Raw genomic sequence first — 24,842 nt, forward strand, 5'->3', positions numbered from 1 at the left:
TATTTAAATACAGAATTAAGCTGTTGTATCCGGTGCGAAAACTCTCTGCGCCAATTCCTGATCAAAAAGATATAAAGCGGATGGATTATCGCTTACCATTTTGATTTTGGTAACCAACTGAGATGCACTTGCTTCTTCTTCTACCTGCTCGTTGATGAACCACTGCAGGAAAGAAGTCGTAGCAAAATCGCCCTCGTCATTTGCATTTTTCACAATATTGAAGATGCTTCTTGTTACTTTTTTCTCATGTTCCAGTGCTTTTTCAAAAATGTCGATTGCGCCTGCAAATTCGTGGGGTGGCTTTGCGATTTCTCCGATAATAATTTCTCCACCTACGTCATTTAAATAATCGAACATTTTGTCGGCATGCATTAACTCTTCTTTGCTCTGTACACGGAAATAATTGGCAATCCCGTCAAGATCCTTACCGGAAAACCATGCAGACATAGAAAGATAATATTGTGCAGCGTACTGTTCGTGAGCTATTTGTTCGTTAATTAATTTTGCAATTTTTTCGCTAACCATAAGTCCTAAATTTTCAGTCAAAATTAGGGAATAAAACCCCGAAATCAAAAGTTTTAGCAGAAATTAATAAAAAGGACGGAATAAATCCCGTCCTCCTACACATTAAAAAATCAAAATTATAAACTACTTAATTCGCATCCGGAGCAGCCGTGTTCATTGGCTTGTGCATCCTTCCGCCCTTCATTCCTCTTTCTTTCATTGCCACTTTTCTCTCTTCCATTTTTGCTTTTCTGTCCGCCTGCCATTTATCATATTGCTGAGGAGTAAGAATCTGTTTCATGTCGGCATCCATCTGTGCTCTTTTTGCCTTCATTTCTTCCATTTTAGCCTGTCTCTGATCTTTATTTTTTTCAAAATCAGCTTTCATTTCGGCTTTTCTTTTTTCGTGAAGTGCTTTAATTTTATCTACCTGAGCCTGATTTAAGTTTAAATCTTTCTGCATCTGCGCCATATGTTCCTGCTCTCTCTGCTGAAATCTTTCTTTCATTTCAGCTCTTTTAGCCTGTCTGTCCTGTGGTTCAGGAGTTACCTGTTGTGCCATTGCAAAACTTCCCATTCCGATAAATGCTATTGCTAAAACTAACTTTTTCATTTTTTTAAATCTTTAATTAATTGTTATACATCTTTTTGATTATTAGTTAAAATGAAAGTTAAAACACAAATCACATAAAAAAATGTTAAATTTTAACATTAATTTTTTAATGATAAAAATAAAAAAGAGCAGATCATAAAAATCTGCCCTCACACCACTTAAATATAATATATGAAAATTAATTTCTTGCAAATCCGGTTCGGAATCCGCCGTTTCCTCTGCTTTCTCCTCCCCCTCTGTTCTGTTCTCTGGGAGCTGAATTTTCGTTTCCTCTGAATCCTCCGTTGTTTCTGAAACCGCCTCCATTATTTTCAATTCTCGGAGCTTCTTCTCTTCTTACTTCTCCGCCTCTGAAACCTCCACCTCTGGTTCCGCTGTTTTCAGTTCGCTCGTTTCTGAAACCGCCATTGCCCCTAGTAGAACCTATTTCATTCCCTCCACGGAAACTGCCATTATTCCGTACTTCATTATCGTTTCTGAAAAACGGACTATTGTTTCTGTTTTCTGTTTGATTGCGGAAACCTCCGTTATTTCCATTTTCATCTCTTACACCGCCACGGAAACCATTATTAGGTCTGTCGCTTCCTCTTACAATATTAAAAGTAGGGTTATCATAGCTACGGAATCTAGTTCGGTCTACTCTGTAGATATTGATGTTTACATTTCTGTAGCGCGGCATCGGTCTGCAAATCCCTGCATAATGCGTTCTTCGGTAATTCTGGAAATAAACTACAGGGCTGTATCCTCTGTAATAATTATTCTGGAATACAACGAAAACTCTCGGTCCCATAATTCTTTCCAATGCATAGAATCTGTCATAATACCATCTGTCCGGATTGTATCTGTAGAAATTGTTCCATGTGGAAAAACTTACATACAGATTATTCAGTCTCAGGATCTGGTCTATCTGCCAACGATTAAGCCTGTTTTGGGCGAAAAAGCCATTCCAGTTGATGCTTATAATGCTGTTCCTGTAATCATTGTAATTGGTCTGGTAATAATCCTGTGGATAATAATCCTGCGGATAATTGTAGTAATAATCATCAGGGAAATAATTCTGATCGTCTTCATCGCTGTAATAGCCTCCGTCATTCTGATAATAGCCGTCATCTCCCCAGCCATTATTCGGATACTGCTGAGCAAACGATAAAGTCGCCATACCCAAAGCAAAACTGATTAATATTTTTTTCATTTCTATAGTCGTTAATTGGTTAATATAGTCGAATTTTCTCTTCTATCTTTTGGATATAAATAAAAAAAAGAAGTTAAATCTTCCGATCCAACTTCTTTTAATTTATCATTAACTAACTGATAATCAAATGTTAAATTTATATTCTCCCGCTATCTTTAATCCAGTAGGCTATTTTTTGATTGAAATCTTTCTGCTCCTTCAGATCTTCCAGATTAAGATGCATTCTGTATCTCCAGTAATGTGGAAAAACCGCAGGATTGTTGATTCTTTCATTATCCATTTTAGGATTGCGAAGATTTTTATCCGTTGCTAAAAACTCCTGAATCGGGAAAATTGCCAGCATCGAATCATTATAAAGATGCTGTTTCATTATAATTTCAGCTAAATGAGGATCCAGTTCTTCCGGAGCTTTTCCATACTGTACCAACTGCTGATTGAAATACTTTTGTGTAAGCGCAGGATCTTCTTTCCACCATTGTCTCAACGTCGAACTGTCATGTGAGGAAGCCGTAACAACATTCAGATAACCTGCATCTTTTGGATTATAAAAAGGAATATTATCCGAAGGCATTCTCTGAACTTTTAAAGCAATAATCGCGAGTTCATCCATTACAACAGGAACACAGTCCGGAACAAGGCCTAAATCTTCTCCGCAGATCAGCATTTCTGTAGCATTAAGAATCATCGGAAGTTTTTCCATCGCTTTTTCAAACCAGAGATGATCCTGTCTTTTGAAGAAATAATCGTGATAAAGGTCATAGATGGATTTTTTCTCCCAATCCGAAAGATATTTATAAGATTCTGTGTTGTACACATTAAATCTCGGATGATAAACAACCTGCCCGTTTCGTTCTTCAATTAAAAATAAAACATTGGCACAAAGAGAAATCAACTGATCTTCAATCGGACCTCGTGGATTTTTCTTAAAAAAGTCAGCTAATTTGCGCTGTGTATTAAATTCTTCTTTAAATGAATAGGTTCCGTTCTGGTTATTATTGATGAACTCAAGCGCTTTTCCACTGTTTTCGCCTAAATATTTCCAGAGAATCTGATCATTAATAAAAGGTTTGCAGTATCTGTCGAAATTAAAAGGAATATGTCTTGCACTGAATTCTTCCAGCGTAATAGGAACGGCAGGATAAAAATATCCTAAAATTCCCTGAGTTGCAGAGACCGGCATTCTCCATATTCTGAAAAATCCTAAAATATGGTCGATTCTCATCGCATCAAAATACTGTTCCAGTGCTTTGAATCTGTTTTTCCACCACTTGTAATCATCAGCTTTCATGGCTTCCCAATTATACGTAGGAAACTCCCAGTTCTGCCCCAATTCTGTGAACTGATCCGGCGGTGCTCCAGCCTGAAAATCCATTCCGAAAAGTTCAGGTTCCGTCCAAGCTTCCACAGAATGTCTGTAGATTCCGATCGGAAGATCTCCTTTCACGGAAATTCCAAGGTTATGCGTATAATCAATCGCATCCTTTAATTGCTTATGAAGCTGATACTGAACCCATGCATGAAGCATAGAAGCATCATAATCTTTACTTTTTGCAGAGAAAAATGCAGAAACCTTTCCTGCAATGTATTTTTTATGCGTTTTCCATTCGTTGAAATTCGGAGTTTTGTATTTATCTCTCAATACACAGAACGCGGCATAAGGAAGAAGCCAGCTTTCGTTATCTTTTATGAATTTCTTAAAGTTTCTGTCTTTGTAGATTTTTTCTTTATCTTCATTGAAAACGGCGGTCAGATATTTCCATTTTCCGGAAATCATCTTTTCGTAATCGATTAATTCTAATGAATTTAGTTCTGACTTTTCAGCCTGATAATCTTCAATTAAATCTTTCGGTAACGCAAAATCGAGATTCTCAATGGAAATATACTGCGGATGAAGCGCGTACACAGAAACTGCCGCATAAGGATAAGAATCTGTCCATGAATAATTTGCCGTTGTATCGTTAATCGGCAGAATCTGGATAATTCCGAGATTAGTTTCCTTTGCCCAGTCTGCCAGTTTTTTCATGTCAGAAAATTCACCAACACCGAAACCGTCTTCTGTTCTCAAAGAGAAAACAGGAACCGCAACTCCTGCATCGTGATACATCTGATACAGTTTAAACTTAAAATAATGATCTGAAACAATCTGTAAAACGTCTTTCGAATGATTTGGTAATGCAAATCTGTTTTCGCCGGTTTCCACATCGATCACTTTATCTTTAGCTGTATCGTAAAGACAATACTTATATTGAATAACTTCGTTTTCGGGAATTTCCAGAGAAGTTTCCCAAATTCCGAAATCAGTCTGAGACAAATGAATTACTTTTTCGTAATTCCAGTTTCCTAATGAAGCCGTACTTCCGAATACAACAATCTTCCAGTCCGGATTATAAATCGGAGCCTCTATTCTGAATACATGCGTATGCTTTTTCAGCACAGAAACTTTTTCCGGCTTGAAGGTGTTCAGTTTGTTGTAGAGAATTTTATTATTGAGATAATTTTCAGGGAAATTTTTATTATTCCATTCATCAAAAATTACAAATTCCTTGTAATTGTGCGGAAAAGTAAGATGATGCGGAACAAATTCCTCGCGAAGAATATTTCCTCTTTCATCAACAAGCTGATAGTAGTATGATATGGTTTTGGAAAAGTAATCTACCTCACACTTCCACAATCCGTTTTCTCCGTAAAACATAGCATGAGTCTGATGTACAGAGCCTTCGTCTTTGATCATCAATTGCAGATTTTCTCCAACTTTTGTACTGTAACCTACATTAAAGTATAGCTTCATTTATATTTTTTTATAAAAATACATTATAATCCTGAAAAATAAAACTTATTGAATATCAAATATTCATTAAAAAAACCTTTTCAAAATGTCTGAAAAGGTTTCTAAGCTTTATACAAAGTTAAAGATTATTCTGTAACTAAGATTTTCTTGTTTAATAATACTTTTCCGGATTCGTCGGTAATGTTTACCAGATAAGCTCCGCTGATTAGATTTTTAAGATAAACCTGTTGATTTAATAAACCGTCTTTTACAGATAAATTCTGCTTCATTACATTTTTTCCTGAGAGATCGAAAACATTCAGTTTAATATTTCCTTTTACAGCTTTATCATTTACATTGATGTTAATGTACTTTTCATCCACTCTTGTCGGATAAATATCCAGACTGGCAAAAGCATTATTGGAAATGGCTTTATCGTTCGCAAAATATTTACTTGCCAAATCATAAATATGCAGATTCTGCTCTCCTCCAAGCGGTTTTGCCTGTAAAGTAGCTAGATCCACTTCGTAGAGAGGAGCTCCTTTTGCACTTGCAATCACCACTTTCCCTTTTGAATTTACAGCAGATCCGTTTACCGAATAATTTTCAGGAATTCCTGCAATTTTACCCATGAATTTTGCTTTCATTTCTTTAGGTGAAACCTTGAAAACATTTCCCGAAGCTGAAAAAACATAGAAATTATTTTCTGCATCGGCAATTATATCTCCACCGAAACCCGTTTCAATGGTGGTAAAAGAATTTTTTCCGTTGGAACCGTCATCTTTGATGATTCCCAAGTCGTTAACCACATATTGATTTCCTTTTCTGCTGATCTGCAAAAATTGTGTCCCGGAATTGTTGATCGCGTAAATATTTCCGTCGTAGCCTGTCGTCATTCTCGTTACATGAGAATTGATGTCACATGAAGTAACTCTTGCCACACTGTTTTCCACCAATGTAATTTCCTTTGTTTTGGCATTTAAAACATAAATATTGGAAGAAAACATTGGCATATAGATCAGATTATTGTTGTAAGAATCATAAGCCAGCGTTGCCATATTTACAGCCTGTGCGTTATTGTAGGTATTTTTATCCTCGGTTACAGCGCCGTTTCTACTTTGTGAAAAAACTCTTGCAGAAGAATCTGCATTAAAAATCTGTTCTCCGGAAGTTCCGCTAGTTCCGTCGATGGCACGGAAATCATTGAAAACAATACTCTGAGTATCTTTCCCGACCAAAGCAAAAAAATCCTGCTGCGCCGAAGCGTTTGCGCCCATCAACAACAGGAATAAAGGGAATAAATGTTTTTTCATAGTCTATTCATTTAAATTTTTAATCATTTTATTATGACTAAGTTACGTAATTTTTGGATTGGATTATAATTTTTTTAGGTTGAGATTAAGGTTTAGGCTAAGCTTTGAAGATAGATTTCTCCTTCATCAAAATTCATAATTTTTAGATTCACAATGTATTTGTCATTCCGACGAAGGAAGAATCTTAAGCAGAATTATACATTAGAGATTCTTGATTACGCTTCGCTTCATTCAGAATGACAGCAGCGCACAAAAAAACTCTCGCAGATTTTGCGGATTTGGCAGATGAATGTGTTTAAAAATCTGCGTAATCTGTAAAATCTGCGAGAGATATATTAAAAGCTCTAAATTTTATTTTAATTCAAAACATAAGAAGTTCCGTCTCTTCCGTCTTTCAGTTCGATACCTTCTGCAAGAAGCTTATCACGAATCTGATCGGAAAGTTCGAAATTTTTTGATTTTCTTGCCTGATTTCTCAATTCAATTAAAACTTTCAGGGTCTGATCCAGTTTTTCATTATTATTTTCCTCAATCGTCTGAAGTCCCAAAACGTCGAAAACCAAAGCATTTAAAGTGGATTTTAGATCATCTAAATCTTTCGTTGAAACAGTTTCCTTCCCGTCATTTAAAGCAAAGATATATTTTACCGCTTCAAATAAATGTGCAATTAAAACCGGAGAATTGAAATCGTCCGTTAATGCATCATAGACCTTATTTTTCCACTCTTCAAGACTGAAACCGGATTGTTTTTCGTCATTCGGAGTAATGCTGTTCAACACTTTAATGGCTTCCATCAATCTCGCGTATCCTTTTTCACTCGCAATCATGGCATCATTTGAAATGTCTAAAACACTTCTGTAATGTGCCTGCAAAAAGCAGAAACGAACGATGGAAGGATGGAAAGGCTTTTCGAAGAAATCGTTTTCTCCTGTCACCAACTGCATCGGTAAAATATAATTTCCGGTGGATTTGCTCATACGCTGAGAATTCATCGTCAACATATTGGCGTGCATCCAGTAATTTACAGGAGAAGCATCATTGCACGCTTTTCCCTGTGCAATTTCACATTCATGGTGCGGAAATTTAAGATCCATTCCGCCTCCGTGAATATCGAAAGTTTCTCCCAAATATTTTGTACTCATCGCAGTACATTCCAGATGCCATCCCGGAAAACCTTCTCCCCAAGGCGAATTCCATCTCATGATGTGTGCCGGAGAAGCTTTTTTCCACAATGCGAAATCCTGCGGATTTTTCTTTTCGCCCTGTCCGTCGAGATCTCGGGTATTGGCAAAAAGCTCTTCTATATTTCTTTTTGAAAGTTCACCATAATTCAAGCCTCTACTGTTGTATTCCAAGACATCGAAATACACAGAACCGTTGCTTTCGTAAGCGAATCCTCTTTCAATTAATTTCTGAGTAAGTTCGATCTGTTCCACGATATGACCGGTCGCAGTCGGTTCAATATTCGGAGGCAGTAAATTAAACATATCCAACACTTTATGAAAATCGACTGTGTATTTCTGCACGATTTCCATTGGTTCAAGCTTTTCAAGACGAGTCTGTTTAACGAATCTGTCGTTATTCACGTCTCCGTCGTCGGTAAGGTGACCTGCATCAGTAATGTTTCTTACGTAACGAACTTTATAGCCCAAATGCATCAAACTTCTGTAGATAAAATCGAAAGAAAGGAAGGTTCTTACATTTCCCAAGTGTACATTGCTGTAAACGGTCGGTCCGCAGACGTACATTCCTACATTTCCTTCTAAAATCGGCTTGAATATTTCTTTTTCTCCCGCAAGCGAGTTGTATATTTTTAGTTGCATGTTTTTAATTTGATTTAATGATTTTAAATTTAGTTTAAAGTTTTATTGATTAAAAGATTTTCATCTTTTAAAAGCAGCAGGTACAGCAACAACAAATAATGGTTGTTACAAATATCTTGTATGAAACTTTTTTAAATTTTATCATTATAATTTACTTCCAGAAAATTTCAGGTTTAATATAAAAAACGGTATCAATAAAATATAACACTCCTTTTTGTGTAATGACATTTTCGTCATGGAGATCTTCCAGAATAATTCCTAAGAAAGAGTTATAGTAATCATTGTTTCTTATATTTTCAAATCCATTATTACCAAGAAAACTTTTAACTTCTCTGAGATCAGTTAACTGATCTAATTTAACAAATCTTTGTTTAACAACTGCATATAAACTGTCTGAATTCAAATAAAAACCAATTAATTCATATGCGTATCCGGAAAAAAATAATTATTTAAAAAAAGATTATGAAAGTAATCCAGCCATGATTCATAGTAAATAGAATCATTCAGCTTTAAAACAAAACTATCATCTTTCAAATATACTTTTTGTTCCGCTCCTTCTGATACAAACAGATTAAAATCTATCGTATTATACCAAAAGTTATTAGAATTAATCCAATCGATTAACTCTAATGTTTCTTTTCTTTTGAAATACTTTTCTTTTGAAGCCAGCCTGCCTGTTTCTTGGCTTCTTCTAAGGTAACCGGCGATTGTTTGGATAGTATTTCCATACTTAACTTCGCTCTTTCCTGAAAGGATATATTGGAGTTCATATTTAATATCGTTTAACATTGTTAAAAATAGTACAATTTTTCATTTAATCCAATTTAGCATGGCTTCCTACATAATGAAGAAATTCCTGTCTTGTGATAGGATTGGTTCTGAAAATTCCGCTTAATTCTGCGGTAATGGTAGAACTTGCGGTATCTTTTATTCCTCTGCAATTAACGCAAAGGTGTTTTGCATCAATAATACAGGCAACGTCTTTTGTTCCTAAAGCTTCTTTTAAAGCATTCACAATCTGCATGGTAAGCCTTTCCTGAACCTGCGGTCTTTTTGCGTAATAATCCACAATCCTGTTGATTTTTGAAAGACCGATTACTTCACCATTCGAAATGTAAGCAACATGCGCTCTCCCGATAATCGGCAGGAAATGATGTTCACAAAATGAATAAACGGTGATATCTTTTTCCACCAACATCTGGCGGTATTTGTATTTATTTGAAAATGTGGAAATTCCCGGTTTGTTTTCAGGAAGAAGCCCCCCGAAAATTTCATTCACATACATTTTGGCAACACGTTTCGGAGAGTCTTTTAAAGAATCATCGGTCATATCTAAACCCAGTGTTTCCATGATCTCCCCAAAAAGTTCTGTAATTTTTTCTATCTTTTCTTCCGGTGATTTATCAAAAGCATCTTCCCTTATAGGCGTATGTTCTTTTCCTGTGAAAATATCATCGTCGTTATCCGTAAAATCAACCATTTTTATTTAATTTGCACAAAAATACGGATAAAATCTGTTCGTCATATTTAATTTGGGCGAAAAACATTATCTTTCGCGCCCACTATCATTTTACATCATGATTATTGCTGAAGAAGTACAAAACCAATCTCATAGAAAGGAATTTTTAGAATTTCCGGCAAGGCTTTATCGAAAAGACAAAAACTATATAAGACCCAGAAATATTGATATTGAAGATGTTTTTAATCCTCAGAAAAACAGGTTTTTTAAAAACGGGGAATGCGCAAGATTTTTGTTTAAAAATAAAGAAAATAAAACCGTAGGCAAAGTTGCGGTTTTTATCAACGAAAGCTATGAGCAAAAACAGCCTACCGGCGGAATCGGATTTTTCGACTGTGTAAACGATCAGGAAACTGCAAATTTTATTTTTGATCACTGCAAAAACTGGCTTCAGCAAAGAGGAATGGAAGCAATGGACGGACCGATTAATTTCGGGGAGCGTGACAAATTCTGGGGATTGGTAATTGAAGGTTTTATCGAACCTTTGTACGGAATGAATTATAATTTCCCTTATTACAAAGAGCTTTTTGAAAACTACGGATTTAAAATTTATTTTGAGCAGCTTTGTTTTTCAAGACCTATTTTTGCCGAAGTTTCGAGACTTTTTACGGTTATGCACGCCAAACACAGTAAAAATTCCGATCTTTCCGCAAAACCCATGACGAAAAATAATCTGGAGAAATTCGCCAAAGATTTTACAGAAATTTATAATAAAGCGTGGGCTGCACACGGCGAAGGAAAATGCATGGAGGAATCTAAAGTTCTGAAAATGTTTAAAACGATGAAACCGATCATCAATGAGCATATCTCATGGTTTGTTTACGAAAACGAAAAACCGATTGCAATGTGGATGAATCTTCCGGATACGAATCAGTGGTTTAAATATCTGAACGGAAAATTCGGGATTTGGGAAAAGCTGAAGTTTCTCTGGATCAAACAGTTTAAAAAGAACGAAAAAATGGTTGGTCTCGTTTTCGGTGTTGTTCCGGAATGGCAAAGAAAAGGTCTTGAAGGCTACATGATCTGGGAAGGAACACAGCATTTGAGAAAACATACGGATTTTAAAATCATAGAAATGCAGTGGATCGGGGATTTTAACCCTAAAATGATTAAGATTGCCGAAAATCTTGACACCACGATCACCCGAAAATTAGCGACATACCGTTATCTTTTTGACAGAAATAAGGAGTTTGAGAGACATCCTGTTTTATGATTTATAGGGTTTTCGGCGGCTTCGCCGCCGAAAACCCTATAAAAAAAGTTCTGCATTTCTGCAGAACTCTCAAATATTCATTTTTCACTTTATTAGAATAGCGCTCCGGCTACTTTTTTAATATTATCACTTTTCCCCATCGAATAAAAATGCAGAACAGGAACTCCGAATTCCAGCAATTCTCTGCATTGCGCGATCGCCCATTCAATTCCGATTTGTTTTACGGCTTCGTTGTTTTTGGCATTTTCCACTTCATTAATTAAATCTTCCGGAAGATCAATTTTAAAAATCTGAGGTAAAACCTTTAAATGCTTTTTCGTAGCAATTGGTTTAATTCCCGGGATAATAGGAACCGTGATTCCCATTTCTCTGGCTTTCTGAACGAATTCAATGAATTTTTTATTATCGAAAAACATTTGGGTCACGATATAATCTGCTCCTGCATCCACTTTTTGTTTCAGCCATTTCAGATCATAATTCATGGATGGTGCTTCCATGTGCTTTTCGGGATAACCGGCAACACCGATGCAGAATTTATTATGCTCATCACAAATTTCATCCTGATTATGCAGATATTTTCCTCTTCCCAGATCGTTAATCTGGTGAACCAGTTCCATTGCACTTCCATGACCTCCCTGAGTTGGCTCAAAATACTGATGTCCTTTCATCGCATCGCCTCTGAGAGCCATTACGTTATCAATTCCGAGATACATACAATCCACCAGAAGATATTCTGTTTCTTCTTTTGTAAAACCTCCGCAAAGCAAATGCGGAACGGTATCTACATTGTATTTATGCTGAATCGAAGCACAGATTCCCAACGTTCCGGGACGCATTCTGGTGATTCTGCGTTCCATTAATCCGTTTCCTTTGTCGATGTAAATATATTCTTCTCGTGAAGTCGTAACGTCGATGAATGGTGGCTTAAATTCCATTAAGGGATCAATATTTTTATACAGATCTTCAATCCCGATTCCTTTTTGTGGCGGAACCACTTCGAGGGAGAATAACGTTTTTCCGTTTGCGTTTTTTATATGGTCTGTGATTTTCATTATCTGACTTTTAGAAATTTTAAAGTTTTTTCATGTTTTTCTAAAATTTTAAGAAAGTATTCCCCTTCTTTTAGATTAGAGATATCTATTTCAGATTTCATTTTTAGGTTATTCATTATTTTTTTTCCTGAAATATCATAAATATCAATATTATAATCTGAAATACCATCCGGAGATTTAATTTTAAGGATATTATTTTTTATAGGATTTTCAATAATACGAAACTCATTTTCACTCCTTTTGTTATCATTAATCGCTAAAGTCTGTAAATTTTTCAGGTCATTCCAATTCATACAAATTTTAGGCTGAGATATATAAGCCTTAAATCCATTATAAGTTGCATTATTTTGTGTTAAATAAATTTTGTTTATTGCTAATGAAGAATTAACATCACTTCCTGAGTAATTTGTATAATGAGGAAGCGGTTCATTTAAGCTTACATCCGGATTAATAAACAATGAAATATTATCATCTGATAAACTTGCGGAATTTTGTGAGTATTTAAAAACCAATAAATAGGTTTGATTAAAATTAAGAACCGTAGGAGCCACTTCTGTATCCATTTTTCCAAATCTTATTTGATATCCGTTTCCAGTTCCGGAAGTCATTATTCTAAATACAAGATTATTTCCTGAATGTAATTGAACAAAATCCAATGATGTAATTTGATCTGTTATAATTGCACTTTGCACGTTTAATAAGAAGGCAAAATAGTAGTTTGCTTCTGTAGTAGTTGTGTTATTTGCAAATATTTGTAATGGCGTATTTAGATTAGGAACATAATGTAATGCCTTATTTGTAGTCCCATAATTCAAATAACTCATTGGAAAGTTTTCCACCTGCATATGATTATTGTATGTACTTAAATACGGTACTTCACTCCATCCATATTGTCCTAACAAACTTTGTCCGGCTTGGTAATTTGAAATATCTGCTGAATAAATAATTTGTGCTCTAACAAGATTAGTAAGCATCATTAGAAATAATATTTTTTTCATCTTTTTTTTATCAATTTATGTATTATCATTTTTTTGTCTTTAATTATATGATAGAAAAATTAATCTGCTAAATTAGGATTCAACCACTTTCTCGCTTCCTGCAAAGAAATTCCTTTTCTTACGGAGTAATCTTTCAGCTGATCTTCTGCGATTTTCCCCAATCCGAAATATTTGGCGTGCGGACTTCCGAAATAATATCCGGAAACTGAAGCAGTCGGGAACATTGCTAAACTTTCCGTCAGGTAAACACCGATATTTTCTTCCACTTTTAGTAAATCCCAGATTGCGTGTTTTTCCAAGTGATCCGGACACGCAGGATAACCCGGAGCGGGACGAATTCCTTTATACTTTTCAGCAATCAATTCTTCATTGGTTAAATTTTCCTGATTGGCATAGCCCCAATATTCTGTTCTCACTTTTTTATGTAAAAATTCTGCGTAGGCTTCTGCAAAACGGTCTGCCAAAGCTTTTACCATGATGGCGTTGTAGTCGTCATTTGCTTTTTCGTATTCCTGTGCCAGTTCATCTGTTCCGAAACCAGTTGTTACACAGAAAGCTCCCATATAATCGGTTTTTCCTGAACTTTCAGGGGCAATAAAATCGCTTAACGCCAGATAATCTTTCCCTTTTGAACGTTGAGCCTGCTGTCTCAAAGTAATGAACTTCGTTTTCTGATTGTTGTTTTCATCAAAAATTAAAATATCATCCGTTTCGTTGGAATTGGCTTTGAAAATTCCGAAAATAGCTTTTGCCGTTAATAACTTTTCATCCAAAATTCTTTTTAAGATCACCTGAGCATCTTTGAACAATTCTTTTGCCTGAGCTCCTACAATCTCATCTTCTAAAATTTGCGGATATTTGCCATGAAGATCCCAGCTTCTGAAAAACGGCGACCAGTCGATGAAAGGCAATAATTCTCTCAGATCCTGATTTTCAACAACGGTAATTCCTAACTGATTGGGTGTAAAAATTTCTTCATTTTCCCAGTCGATTTTAAACTTATTCTCTCTGGCTTCTTCAATAGAAACGTAGTCTTTTTCCACCTGTCTGTTCAGGAACTTTTCACGGAATTCAGAATATTCACTTTTCAGATCATCAACATATTCTTTATTTCGGTCGCCCAATAATGAACTTACCACGTTTACCGCTCTGGAAGCATCATTGACGTGAACTACTGCGTTTTTATATTTTAAATCGATTTTTACAGCAGTATGCGCTTTTGATGTCGTTGCACCACCGATCAGCAAAGGGAAATTTAAATTCTGTCTTTCCAGTTCCTGTGCGATGTATACCATTTCATCCAGACTTGGTGTAATTAACCCACTAAGTCCGATCACATCGACTTTCTCTTCAATCGCGGTCTGAATAATTTTTTCAGCCGGAACCATTACGCCAAGATCTACAATTTCGTAGTTGTTACAGCCTAACACAACGCTTACTATATTTTTTCCGATATCATGAACATCTCCTTTTACCGTTGCCATCAAAATTTTTCCATTGGCTGGTTTTGTTCCGTCTTTTTCTGCTTCGATGAACGGCTGTAAATAAGCCACCGCTTTTTTCATCACTCTCGCCGATTTTACAACCTGTGGCAAGAACATTTTTCCGCTTCCGAACAGATCTCCGACAACGCCCATTCCGGTCATTAAATTAATTTCAATCACATGAAGCGGTTTTTCTGCCTGTAATCTTGCTTCTTCCACATCTTCCTCGATAAAACGGTCGATTCCTTTTACCAAAGCATGGGTGATTCTTTCCTGCAAAGGATGATTTCTCCATTCTAAATCTTCAAACTTTTCTTTCTTAACGGATTTATGTTTTTCAGAATAATCAAGAAGTCTTTCTGTAGCATCTTCTCTTTTATCGAGAATCACATCTTCAACAAGCTCCAGAAGTTCTTTATTGATTTCATCATAAACTTCCAGCATCGCAGGATTTACAATTCCCATGTTCATTCCTGCCTGAATCGCATGATACAGGAAAACCGAGTGCATCGCTTCTCTTACCGTATCATTTCCACGGAACGAGAACGAAACATTGGAAACTCCTCCACTTACGGATGCATACGGAAGATTCTGACGAACCCATCTTGTTGCTTCAATAAAATCGATGGCATTTCTGCGGTGTTCATCCATTCCTGTTGCCACAGGGAAAATATTTAAGTCGAAAATAATATCTTCGGCAGGGAAATTTAAACGATTCACTAAAATATCATAGGAACGTTTTGATATTTCGATTCTGCGTTCGTAGGTATCGGCTTGTCCCACCTCATCAAAAGCCATGACGATCACAGCGGCTCCGTATCTTTTGATGGCTTTTGCCTGTTTGATGAATTCTTCTTCACCTCCTTTTAAGCTGATGGAATTAACCACACATTTTCCCTGTGCAACCTGCAATCCTGCTTCCAGAATTTCCCATTTTGAAGAATCGATCATCAGAGGAATTCTTGCGATGTCCGGTTCTGAGGCAATCAGGTTTAAAAATTTAATCATGGAAGCCTTTCCGTCGATCAGTCCATCGTCAAAATTAACGTCGAGAATCTGCGCACCGCCTTCAACCTGATGCCGTGCAATATCGAGCGCTTCCCCGAACTTTTCTTCTTTTATTAATCTTAAAAATTTCTTTGAACCGGCAACATTGGTTCTTTCTCCAACGTTGATAAAGTTGCTTTCCGGTGTAATAATCAAAGGCTCAAGCCCCGATAATCTTAAATATTTCATCAATTTATTCTTCTAAAATAAAATATGCATTATTGGCATTTTGCTTCAGCAAATCGATATGTTTGCCCAAAGCGGTAAAAATCGGAAACCGTTTATAACCCAGATTGTGTTCTTTGGCAAACTGTTCGATTTCTTCTGTAATTTCATTATAATAAGCATAACTGTAATTCGGAAAAAGATGGTGGGCAACGTGAAAGTTGAAATTCCCCAAAATATTCCGCACAAACCAGTTATTTTCTTTTAAATCGTTGGTGACTTCAAACTGATGATGAAGCCAACTGTAAGGAAGTCCGTTTTTCTCATCCAGTTTCGGGAAGGCATTATCGGGAAGCGGATGTAATGGCAACAGGACAAAAAGGGCAAAAATACTCGCCGCAATTACCTGTAAAAACCATGCTTCCAAAGCCAAGCCTAAAGAGACTTTAAAAAACAGAACGGGAACGGCAATCTGATAGAAAAAATAAAACAGTTTATACGCCACCATTTTAATTTTTTCTTTTACCGGAATCGCTCCCTGCGTTTTCAGGATCACTCTTTCATTATCGAAAAAATCTCTGAAATCGCGGATAAACATCCAGTTGAACAGATATAAAGGATAAACCAGAAAGAAAAAGCGGTGCTGGTATTTCTGAATTCCTTTTGCTTTGATCCATGGAATAATTAGTAAAAGTCCGCTCTGCTCAATGTCTGTGTCCCAACCGTCTACATTCGGATATGCGTGATGGCTTGAGATGTGTCTTTTCTTCCAGATGTAGGAATTGGCTCCCACAAAATCGAAAATCTGTAAAACCAGACTGTTCAGTCTTTTACTTTTAAAAATATTATTGTGAGCAGCTTCGTGAATTAAATTCAGATAAATTAAAACCAGAGAAAGCCCCATCAGAATGAAACTCAGGATATAAACTCCAGACTGATCTGCATTTAAAAGTGCAAAGACATATAAACCAAAATAGACCAAAGGCAGAATAACCGCTTTGATCTGAATGTAAATGTCCCTGTTTTCGGGAATGGCTTCTACTCTTTGGTTCACTTTTTTTCTGAGTTCATTAAATAATCTGGCATCCTGCGGATCTTTAAAGTAAGTAGGTTTTTCCATTATATTTAATTTTGTGTGATAATTAAAGATAATATTAAAAACTGTTCCTTTTTTTCCTGATTTAATTAAAAAATTCTATTATTTCAGACCAATTCTTTCAATTTTCTTGGCGGATATTGCGAAACCAGATCTGCAATTGCCTTGATATGTTCCGGCGTTGTTCCGCAGCAGCCTCCGATAATATTGATTAATCCTTTTTCCACGTATTCTTTAATCTGTCCTGCCATATCTTCTGGAGTTTCATCATACTTCCCGAAAGCATTTGGTAAACCCGCATTCGGATAAGCTGAGACAGCAAATTCTGAATTATGAGCCAGTGTTTCCAGATAAGGCGTTAATTGGTTTGCTCCCAAAGCGCAGTTAAATCCTACACTTAAAAGATTTAAATGGGATACTGAGATCAAAAATGCTTCCGCAGTCTGTCCGCTCAATGTTCTTCCTGAAGCATCAGTAATGGTTCCTGAAACCATGATCGGAATTTTGATATTTCTTTCGTCCTGAAGTTCATCAATAGCGAAAAGGGCTGCTTTTGCATTCAATGTATCGAAAATGGTTTCTACCAAAAGAATATCTGATCCTCCGTCTAATAAGGCTTCGCACTGTTGTTTGTAAGCAACTCTTAATTCTTCAAATGTGATTGCTCTATAACCCGGATCGTTTACATCCGGACTTAAACTCGCCGTTCTGTTCGTTGGTCCGATAGAACCTGCCACAAATCTTGGTTTATCCGGATTTTTCGCGGTGTACTCGTCGCAGGCTTTTCTTGCAATTTTTGCAGATTCGTAATTCAGTTCGTAAACGAGATCTTCCATGTGATAATCTGCCATGGCAATGGTTGTTCCTGAAAATGTATTGGTCTCGATAATGTCTGCTCCCGCTTCAAGATATTTTTTGTGAACTTCTTCTATTGCTTGAGGCTGCGTTAAAGACAACAAATCATTGTTTCCTTTTACCGGATGTTCCCAGTTTTTGAAACGTTCGCCACGGTAATCTTCTTCTTCGAATTTATACCGCTGAAGCATGGTTCCCATCGCTCCGTCGAGAATTAAAATTCTTTCGGATAATGCTTTGTATAGTTGTTCTGAATTTTTCATTTATTATTTATTTCGTCGTGAATCAATTCGCTGATATTTTCCCATAGGTTTTACCTACGGCTATTGTTATTGAACCCTTCGGGTTCGTTGTTAATCCAACGCCTGTTTTAAATCTGCAACGATATCTTCCACATTTTCCAGACCTACCGAACAACGAACCAGACCGGCTGTAATTCCGACTTCGTTTCTTTCTTCATCGGATAGTTTAGAGTGTGTTGTAGAAGCAGGATGCGTTACAATGGTTCTGGTATCTCCCAAATTAGCGGAAAGGGAACACATTTTTATTTTATCTAAAAAGTTTCTTCCGCCTTCAATTCCGCCTTTGATTTCGAAGGCAACGATGTTTCCGCCTAATTTCATCTGCTTTTTCGCAATTTCGTAGCTTGGATGAGATTTTAAGAACGGATATTTTACCAGTTCTACATTTGGATGATTTTCAAGAAACTCAGCTACTTTTAAAGCGTTCTCGCAATGTTTTTCTACACGAATGGCTAAAGTTTCCAAACTTTTTGACAAAACCCAAGCGTTGAAAGGCGACATTGCAGGTCCTGTATTTCTGGCGAAAAGATAGATTTCACGAATTAAATCTTCTCTTCCGACTGCAACTCCGCCCAAAACACGACCTTGCCCGTCAATTAATTTGGTTGCGGAATGCACCACGATGTCTGCTCCGTATTTTATTGGCTGTTGCAGATAAGGTGTTGCAAAGCAATTATCCACAATGAAAATTAAGTTGTATTTCTTCGCAATCTGTCCGAAAAATTCTAAATCCAAAACTTCAATCGCAGGATTGGTCGGTGTTTCCAGATATAAAATTTTTGTATTGGGCTGAATATATTTTTCTACATTTTCTGCATCTTCTGCTTTGAAATAGGTTGTTTCGATATTCCATTTCGGGAAATATTTTGTGAACAAAGTATGCGTTGATCCGAAAACTGACTGACAGCTTACAATATGATCTCCGGCATTTAACAAAGTCGCAAATGTGGAGTAAATCGCTGCCATTCCTGTGGCAAAAGCATATCCTGCTTCTGCGCCTTCCATTTTGGCAATTTTATCGGTAAATTCTGTTACGTTCGGATTGGAAAAACGGCTGTATAAATTTTTTGGTTTTTCTTCCGCAAAGCTCGCTCTCATGTCTTCCGCATCCTGAAAAATAAAACTGGATGTGAGATACAAAGGGGTTGAATGCTCATCAAACTGGGTTCTTTCAGTCTGGGTTCTTATGGCAAAGGTTTCAAAATTTTCGTTTTCCATTTCTATATTTTCCGTAGGTTTTATTTACGGTTATTTTTATTATTTCATTCCATAGGTTTTACCTACGGCTATTAATATTGAACCCTTCGGGTTTAAACGTTGTTTTATTTTGTTCCATAGGTTTTTACCTGCGGCTACTAATATTGGAACTGTTTTATTTCGTTCCATAGGTTCTACCTACGGCTATTAATATTGAACCCTTCGGGTTCCTAGGTTCTTTTATTTTGTTTCACTTACTCTTAAAATGTCTCCGAAAACGCCTCTCGCTGTGACAATTGCGCCGGCGCCAGCTCCCATGATGACGATTGGGTTTTCACCGTAACTTTCGGTGTAGATTTCGAAGATTGAGTCTGAGCCTTTTAACTGTCCTAACGCGGAAGTTGCCGGAACGGAAATTAATTTCACATCGAGTTCTCCTTTTTCTTTCTGCAAATCTCCGTGAAGATCTCCCACATATCTTAAAACGTGTCCTTCTTCCTGATTTTCTTTGATTTTCTGATATTCCGCATCTAATTCGTCCAGTCTTGAAAGGAATTCTGACTTAGAAACAGAAAGCAGACTTTCCGGAACCAGATTCTGAATTTTGATATCTTCAAATTCGTTGATTAAGTCTAATTCTCTAGCTAAAATCAATAACTTTCTTGCCACATCGTTTCCTGACAGGTCTTCTCTCGGATCGGGTTCTGTATATCCTTTTTCCAACGCTTCATTGATGATGGTGGAAAACTTGTCGTCTCTCAAAGAAAAATTATTGAAAACATAGCTTAATGTTCCCGAGAAAACGCCTTTAATTCTGGTAATATTTTCTCCTGAAAGGTGTAGAAGCTTAATGGTATCGATCAATGGTAAACCCGCTCCCACATTGGTTTCATAGAGATAGCGTCTGTTGTTCTTGTTCAACGTATATCTTAGTTGACGGTATTCTGAAATGGGAAGGGTGTTGAAAATTTTGTTGGAAGAAACGAGATCGAAGCCGTTTTCTGCCAATGTGTGGTAATTTTTTACGAAGTCTTTGCTTGCTGTGTTATCCACAACGATTAAATTTTCCAACTGATTTTCTTTGGAGAAATTAATGAGTTCCTGAACATTTGAAGGTTTTTCTGCCGTTAAAACCTCATCATTCCAATTGCTGTCGAATCCTTTTTTGTTGAAGGCTATTTTTCTAGAATTGGCAACTGCAACTACTTTCAGATCTATTTTTTTTCGTCTTTTAATTTCTTCTGAAGATTCTAAAACCTGCTGTATTAAGGTTTTCCCTACGTTTCCGTGACCGATAATTGCCAGATGAACGGTTTTCGGTTTTTTAGAAATTTCAGATTCGATGATATTTTTTGCTTTTTCGTCCTGTGAAGATGTCACAACGACATTCACACGTTTTTCGGCTGCAATTTGGTTTAAAAGCAACGGGAAAACATTATTTCTTGCGAGTTCCGCTAAAACTTTGTTGAAGTCTTCTGCAACAAATCCTAAAACCGACACATTATTGATGCTGTAAATCTGGGAAACTTTCCCTGATTTTCTTTCTGATTCAAATTCGTCAATCAGACAATTGACTGCTTTTTCGGAATCATTTTCATGAACTAAAATAGAGATTCCGTTTTCAATTGCCTGTTGGGAAATTACTCCTACGCTGATTCGCGCCAAAGTCAACGCTTTAAAAATTCGTCCGTCGATCCCGATTTCACCTAAGAAATCTTCTCCTTCAAATTTGATGATGGATCTGTTTTTTAAAAATTTTATTTCTTTAGCATTAATCTTACTCATTTTTCAAAATATTTTTAATGATCGTATTTAATTGTTTATATTCCATTAAGAAGGCATCGTGCCCATGAACTGAGGTGATCTCGTGATAGAAGACATCTTTGTTTTTCTCTTTCAGTTTTTCAAAGCACTTTCGGATTTCTGAGGCTGGGAAAAATAAATCTGTATCTACAGAGATCATGTGCATTCGCGCCTGAATTTTTTCCAAATGTTCTTCATTGGTATTGATGTTCATCAGCAAATGATTCATGAGCTTGTATGATTTTAAACTAAATCTTTCGTTTAAAGCTTTTCCGTGATAAACAAGCCAGTCTTCCGACTCTAGTCTCTGCTTTTCTTCACTGTATCTGTTTTGAAATCTGTTATTTAATGATTCAGGAGTTCTGTAACACAACATCGCATGAATTCTTGCTTTTTGCAATGGTTCATCGTTTTGGTTTAATAAAAATTTCTGAACCAGACATTGTGCATACAGCCAGTCGTGGGTTTTAAAATCGCAGGCTACAGGGATGAAAATTTCGGTAAGATGAGGCTGTTTTATCAACATTTCCCAGCCGATTCCGCCTCCCAAAGAACCTCCTATAATGGCGTGTAAACTTTTAATATTTAAAATTTCAAGACCTTTCAAAAATATGTTTGCTATATCTGAAGGCGTGAAATCTTCATATTCATCAATAAAAAAATCATCAAATCCGTTTCCGGGAATATTGAAGCACAGAACTGTATATTGGTCGGTATCGATTACCTGATGTTCTCCAATCAGTTGTTTCCACCATCCTTTTTCTCCTGAAACATTTGAATTTCCGGTTAAAGCATGATTCACTAAAATGATTGGGGCAGAAAACAGGTCTTTCCCGAAAAGCTGGTAGCTCAAAGGGATATTGTATTCCTTCCTGGAATCTGTACGGTACGAAAAGTTAATATGTCTTAGTTCTGTTTTCAATTCTATTATTTAATACAATTGAAAATGCCACAGGAAATGGCTGAAAGAACTTCAGTGAGTTATCTGTCCAAAATAATTCTGGTAGAACGTAGCACCTTCATTGCCTGCGCAAAGGGTTGCTAAGGTTTCACAGGGTCTAATCCCTCAACCTTTCTTGATAACATTTTCAATATTTGAATGATCGAATGGTGCAAAGATAAAACTTTTCTTTTAAATATTTATAAAAATTTAACTTAATATGATAAACCCCGATAAACAGAAGGCTTTCAGGGAAATATTAATAATAATTCAAATTTAATGAGTTGGAATTTTTTCGTAAAAAAGCTAACTTCGTAATGAAAAATGATGAAATATGATTGCTGAAAAACAAAGATTACAAGACACAAACTGGAAAAACTGGGGACCTTACGTGAGTAATCGGCAATGGGGAAATGTACGTGAAGACTACAGCCCGAACGGCGACGCATGGAATTTCGCCAACCACAATACTGCAGAAAGCTATGCCTACCGCTGGGGAGAAGAAGGAATAGCCGGAATTTCTGATGCAAAGCAACTCTTCTGTTTTGCGCTCTCCTTTTGGAACAAGAAGGATAAAATGGTGAAAGAACGCTTCTTTGGTTTGAGCAATCCGCAGGGAAATCATGGAGAAGACATTAAAGAACTCTTTTACTATCTGGATAATACACCTACGCACAGTTATATGAAAATGGTGTACAAATATCCGATTAATGAATTTCCTTATAATGATCTTCTTTCCGAGAATGCGAAAAGAAGTAAGAAGGAACCCGAATACGAGATTTTCGATACCGGTATTTTCGATAAGGATGAATATTTTGATATTTTCATTGAATATGCAAAGGCTGAACATAATGATATTTTAGTGAGGGTAACTGTCTGCAACAGGAGTAATAAAGATGCTCCGATTATAGTTGCTCCCATGGTATGGTTCAGAAATAACTGGAAATGGGGCTATAATACCTATAAAGGGCAAATCAATGCTTCTCACGAAGGCTGCATCAATGTAAATCATGACAGTATTTCGGTTAAAAAGTTTTATTCAAGAAATATTCTGGCGGAAAGTGTTTTCTGTGATAATGAAACCAACAGTCCGAAATTATACGGAACGCCTTATCCGGGAAATTCTTTTTACAAAGACGGAATCAACGATTACATTACATACGGGAGCAATACCGTAAATCCTGAAAAGAGAGGAACCAAAGCCTCTTTTTTAATTGATGAAGTTATTGAGGCAGGACAATCGAAAACATTTGATTTCAGATTATCTCCTAATGAACTGGATAATCCGTTTTATGATTTTGATGAGATCTTTAGAAACAGAATTTCTGAAGCGGATGAATTTTATGATGAAATACAGAATGATGTAACCAGTGATGATGAAAAAAATGTGCAAAGACAGGCTTTTGCCGGACTATTGTGGAACAAGCAGTTTTATCACTATAATGTCGGCAAATGGCTGAAAGGCGATCCGAATTTTGAAGCTCCGAGAAACTTCAACCATTATGTCCGAAATACAGAGTGGAATCATATGCACAATAAAGACATCATTTCGATGCCTGATAAATGGGAATATCCTTGGTATGCGACATGGGATCTTGCCTTCCATTGTGTTCCGTTTGCCATTATTGATGCTGAATTTGCGAAAGGACAGCTTCTTTTATTAACTAAAGAATGGTATATGCATCCGAACGGACAGCTTCCTGCTTATGAATGGAACCTGAGTGATGTAAACCCGCCCGTTCATGCGTGGTCATGTTTCCGTGTATTTAAAATTGATGAAAAACAAAACGGAAAACCGGATCTTTTATTTTTGGAAAAGGTTTTTCAGAAATTACTATTGAATTTCACATGGTGGGTAAACCGAAAAGATAAAAATGGAAAAAATATTTTCGGAGGCGGTTTTCTAGGGCTTGATAACATCGGGGCTTTTGACCGGAATATGGTGTTAAAAGACGGACAGCATCTGGAGCAGGCGGACGGAACTAGCTGGATGGCAATGTACGCTCTGAATATGATGCGAATTGCCATGGAACTCGCACAATATTATCAGGTGTATGAAGATATGGCGATTAAATTCTTTGAGCATTATCTCTATATTGCCGAAGCCATGGAAAATCTGGGGGAAGGAACAAAAGGGCTATGGAATGAAGAAGACGGCTTTTTCTATGATGTGCTTCAGCTTGGGAACGGCGACAGTGTTTCCCTGAAACTGAGAAGTATTGTGGGATTGATTCCTATGTTTGCTGTGGAAATTATCGATCATCATCTGTTGGATAAAATGCCCAACTTTACCACAAGAATGGATTGGATTCTGAAAAACAAACCTGAACTTACGAAACTTGTTTCGCACTGGGAAGAAGAAGGCCATGGGAGAAAGCACCTGATGAGTATTCTGAGGAAAAACCGTCTGACAAAAGTTTTGACCAGAATGCTTGATGAGAAAGAATTTTTAAGCCAATACGGAATCCGTGCAATGTCGAAAGTATATGAGGATAATCCTTTTAAATTTTCTGTTCATGGCACCGAAAATATTGTGTATTATACTCCTGCAGAAAGCGACAGCAGAATGTTCGGGGGAAACAGCAACTGGCGTGGTCCGATCTGGTTTCCGATCAATTTTCTGATTGTTGAAAGTTTACAGAGATTCCATTTCTACTACGGAAACAGCATGAAAGTAGAATTGCCTACGGGAAGCGGTGATAAGAAAAATCTTGATGAGGTCGCTCACGATATCAGTAACAGACTTTGTTCTATCTTTCTAAAAGACGAGAATGGAGAACGTGCTTTCAACGGAGGAAATGCGAAGTTTAATTATGATGAAAATTTTAAAGATTACATTACCTTTTTCGAATATTTTCACGGAGACAACGGACGCGGCGTAGGAGCGTCTCACCAGACAGGATGGACTGCTACGGTTGCAAAGCTTTTGAAGCCAAGACTATTGATGTAATGGAGGTTT

At 36.7% G+C, this 24,842-nt stretch carries 17 protein-coding genes, 1 pseudogene and 1 riboswitch; of the genes and pseudogenes, 2 read left to right on the forward strand and 16 right to left on the reverse strand.

What is annotated here, in order from left to right; all coding sequences use genetic code 11:
• Positions 1 to 15 precede the first annotated feature (15 nt).
• From AC52CF_RS18530 to folE, 8 genes and pseudogenes are all read right to left on the reverse strand, one after another.
• Positions 16 to 525 (reverse strand): ferritin, encoded by a 510-nt coding sequence (locus AC52CF_RS18530; protein ID WP_214588397.1) that lies wholly within the window; start codon positions 523 to 525, stop codon positions 16 to 18.
• 127 nt (positions 526 to 652) lie between these two features.
• Positions 653 to 1,117, reverse strand: coding sequence for a DUF4890 domain-containing protein (locus AC52CF_RS18535; protein WP_214588396.1), 465 nt, complete (start codon positions 1,115 to 1,117; stop codon positions 653 to 655).
• A gap of 178 nt (positions 1,118 to 1,295) precedes the next feature.
• The gene (locus AC52CF_RS18540) at positions 1,296 to 2,309 is read right to left on the reverse strand and encodes a hypothetical protein (RefSeq protein ID WP_496517546.1); all 1,014 of its coding nucleotides are present in this window, start codon (positions 2,307 to 2,309) and stop codon (positions 1,296 to 1,298) included.
• 136 nt (positions 2,310 to 2,445) lie between these two features.
• On the reverse strand, positions 2,446 to 5,097 hold the full coding sequence (locus AC52CF_RS18545; RefSeq protein ID WP_214588394.1) for a 4-alpha-glucanotransferase: 2,652 nt from the start codon (positions 5,095 to 5,097) through the stop codon (positions 2,446 to 2,448).
• A gap of 125 nt (positions 5,098 to 5,222) precedes the next feature.
• Positions 5,223 to 6,389, reverse strand: coding sequence for a T9SS type A sorting domain-containing protein (locus tag AC52CF_RS18550; RefSeq protein ID WP_214588393.1), 1,167 nt, complete (start codon positions 6,387 to 6,389; stop codon positions 5,223 to 5,225).
• 356 nt (positions 6,390 to 6,745) lie between these two features.
• Positions 6,746 to 8,212 carry a cysteine--tRNA ligase gene (gene cysS, locus AC52CF_RS18555; RefSeq protein WP_496517547.1) on the reverse strand — a complete coding sequence of 489 codons (1,467 nt, stop codon included), beginning with the start codon at positions 8,210 to 8,212 and terminating at the stop codon, positions 6,746 to 6,748.
• Between the two features lie 151 nt (positions 8,213 to 8,363).
• A pseudogene (locus AC52CF_RS18560) lies at positions 8,364 to 9,001 on the reverse strand (putative polyvalent protein kinase domain-containing protein).
• Between the two features lie 25 nt (positions 9,002 to 9,026).
• Positions 9,027 to 9,692 carry a GTP cyclohydrolase I FolE gene (gene folE, locus AC52CF_RS18565; RefSeq protein ID WP_076395046.1) on the reverse strand — a complete coding sequence of 222 codons (666 nt, stop codon included), beginning with the start codon at positions 9,690 to 9,692 and terminating at the stop codon, positions 9,027 to 9,029.
• 97 nt (positions 9,693 to 9,789) lie between these two features.
• Here folE and AC52CF_RS18570 point away from each other — a divergent pair, with 97 nt between their 5' ends.
• Positions 9,790 to 10,944 carry a hypothetical protein gene (locus AC52CF_RS18570; protein WP_496517548.1) on the forward strand — a complete coding sequence of 385 codons (1,155 nt, stop codon included), beginning with the start codon at positions 9,790 to 9,792 and terminating at the stop codon, positions 10,942 to 10,944.
• Positions 10,945 to 11,036: 92 nt separating this feature from the next.
• Here the strand turns inward: AC52CF_RS18570 and metF are convergent, their stop codons facing one another.
• From metF to AC52CF_RS18610, 8 genes are all read right to left on the reverse strand, one after another.
• Complete coding sequence (metF, locus tag AC52CF_RS18575) at positions 11,037 to 11,996, reverse strand: methylenetetrahydrofolate reductase [NAD(P)H] (protein WP_087707902.1); 960 nt, start codon at positions 11,994 to 11,996, stop codon at positions 11,037 to 11,039.
• Positions 11,996 to 12,994, reverse strand: coding sequence for a T9SS type A sorting domain-containing protein (locus tag AC52CF_RS18580; RefSeq protein ID WP_214588390.1), 999 nt, complete (start codon positions 12,992 to 12,994; stop codon positions 11,996 to 11,998). The genes metF and AC52CF_RS18580 overlap by 1 nt, the downstream gene beginning before the upstream one ends.
• Positions 12,995 to 13,053: 59 nt before the next feature.
• Entirely contained in the window at positions 13,054 to 15,714 is a 2,661-nt protein-coding gene (metH, locus tag AC52CF_RS18585; protein WP_214588389.1) for a methionine synthase, read from the reverse strand.
• A gap of 4 nt (positions 15,715 to 15,718) precedes the next feature.
• Complete coding sequence (locus tag AC52CF_RS18590; protein WP_214588388.1) at positions 15,719 to 16,810, reverse strand: fatty acid desaturase family protein; 1,092 nt, start codon at positions 16,808 to 16,810, stop codon at positions 15,719 to 15,721.
• 83 nt (positions 16,811 to 16,893) lie between these two features.
• Positions 16,894 to 17,904: a homocysteine S-methyltransferase family protein gene (locus AC52CF_RS18595; RefSeq protein WP_214588387.1), complete on the reverse strand. Its 1,011-nt coding sequence runs from the start codon at positions 17,902 to 17,904 to the stop codon at positions 16,894 to 16,896.
• Positions 17,905 to 17,994: 90 nt separating this feature from the next.
• Positions 17,995 to 19,161 (reverse strand): O-succinylhomoserine sulfhydrylase, encoded by a 1,167-nt coding sequence (locus AC52CF_RS18600; protein WP_375180823.1) that lies wholly within the window; start codon positions 19,159 to 19,161, stop codon positions 17,995 to 17,997.
• A 219-nt stretch (positions 19,162 to 19,380) separates the two neighbouring features.
• Positions 19,381 to 20,925: an ACT domain-containing protein gene (locus AC52CF_RS18605; protein ID WP_375180822.1), complete on the reverse strand. Its 1,545-nt coding sequence runs from the start codon at positions 20,923 to 20,925 to the stop codon at positions 19,381 to 19,383.
• Complete coding sequence (locus AC52CF_RS18610) at positions 20,918 to 21,865, reverse strand: alpha/beta fold hydrolase (protein ID WP_375180821.1); 948 nt, start codon at positions 21,863 to 21,865, stop codon at positions 20,918 to 20,920. The genes AC52CF_RS18605 and AC52CF_RS18610 overlap by 8 nt, the downstream gene beginning before the upstream one ends.
• 56 nt (positions 21,866 to 21,921) lie before the next feature.
• A riboswitch (SAM riboswitch) is annotated at positions 21,922 to 22,029 on the reverse strand.
• Positions 22,030 to 22,217: 188 nt separating this feature from the next.
• On the opposite strand from AC52CF_RS18610, the gene AC52CF_RS18615 reads away from it, so the two are divergent.
• Positions 22,218 to 24,833, forward strand: coding sequence for an MGH1-like glycoside hydrolase domain-containing protein (locus AC52CF_RS18615; RefSeq protein ID WP_214588383.1), 2,616 nt, complete (start codon positions 22,218 to 22,220; stop codon positions 24,831 to 24,833).
• Positions 24,834 to 24,842 lie beyond the last annotated feature (9 nt).

Source organism: Chryseobacterium sp. 2P (assembly GCF_059579425.1).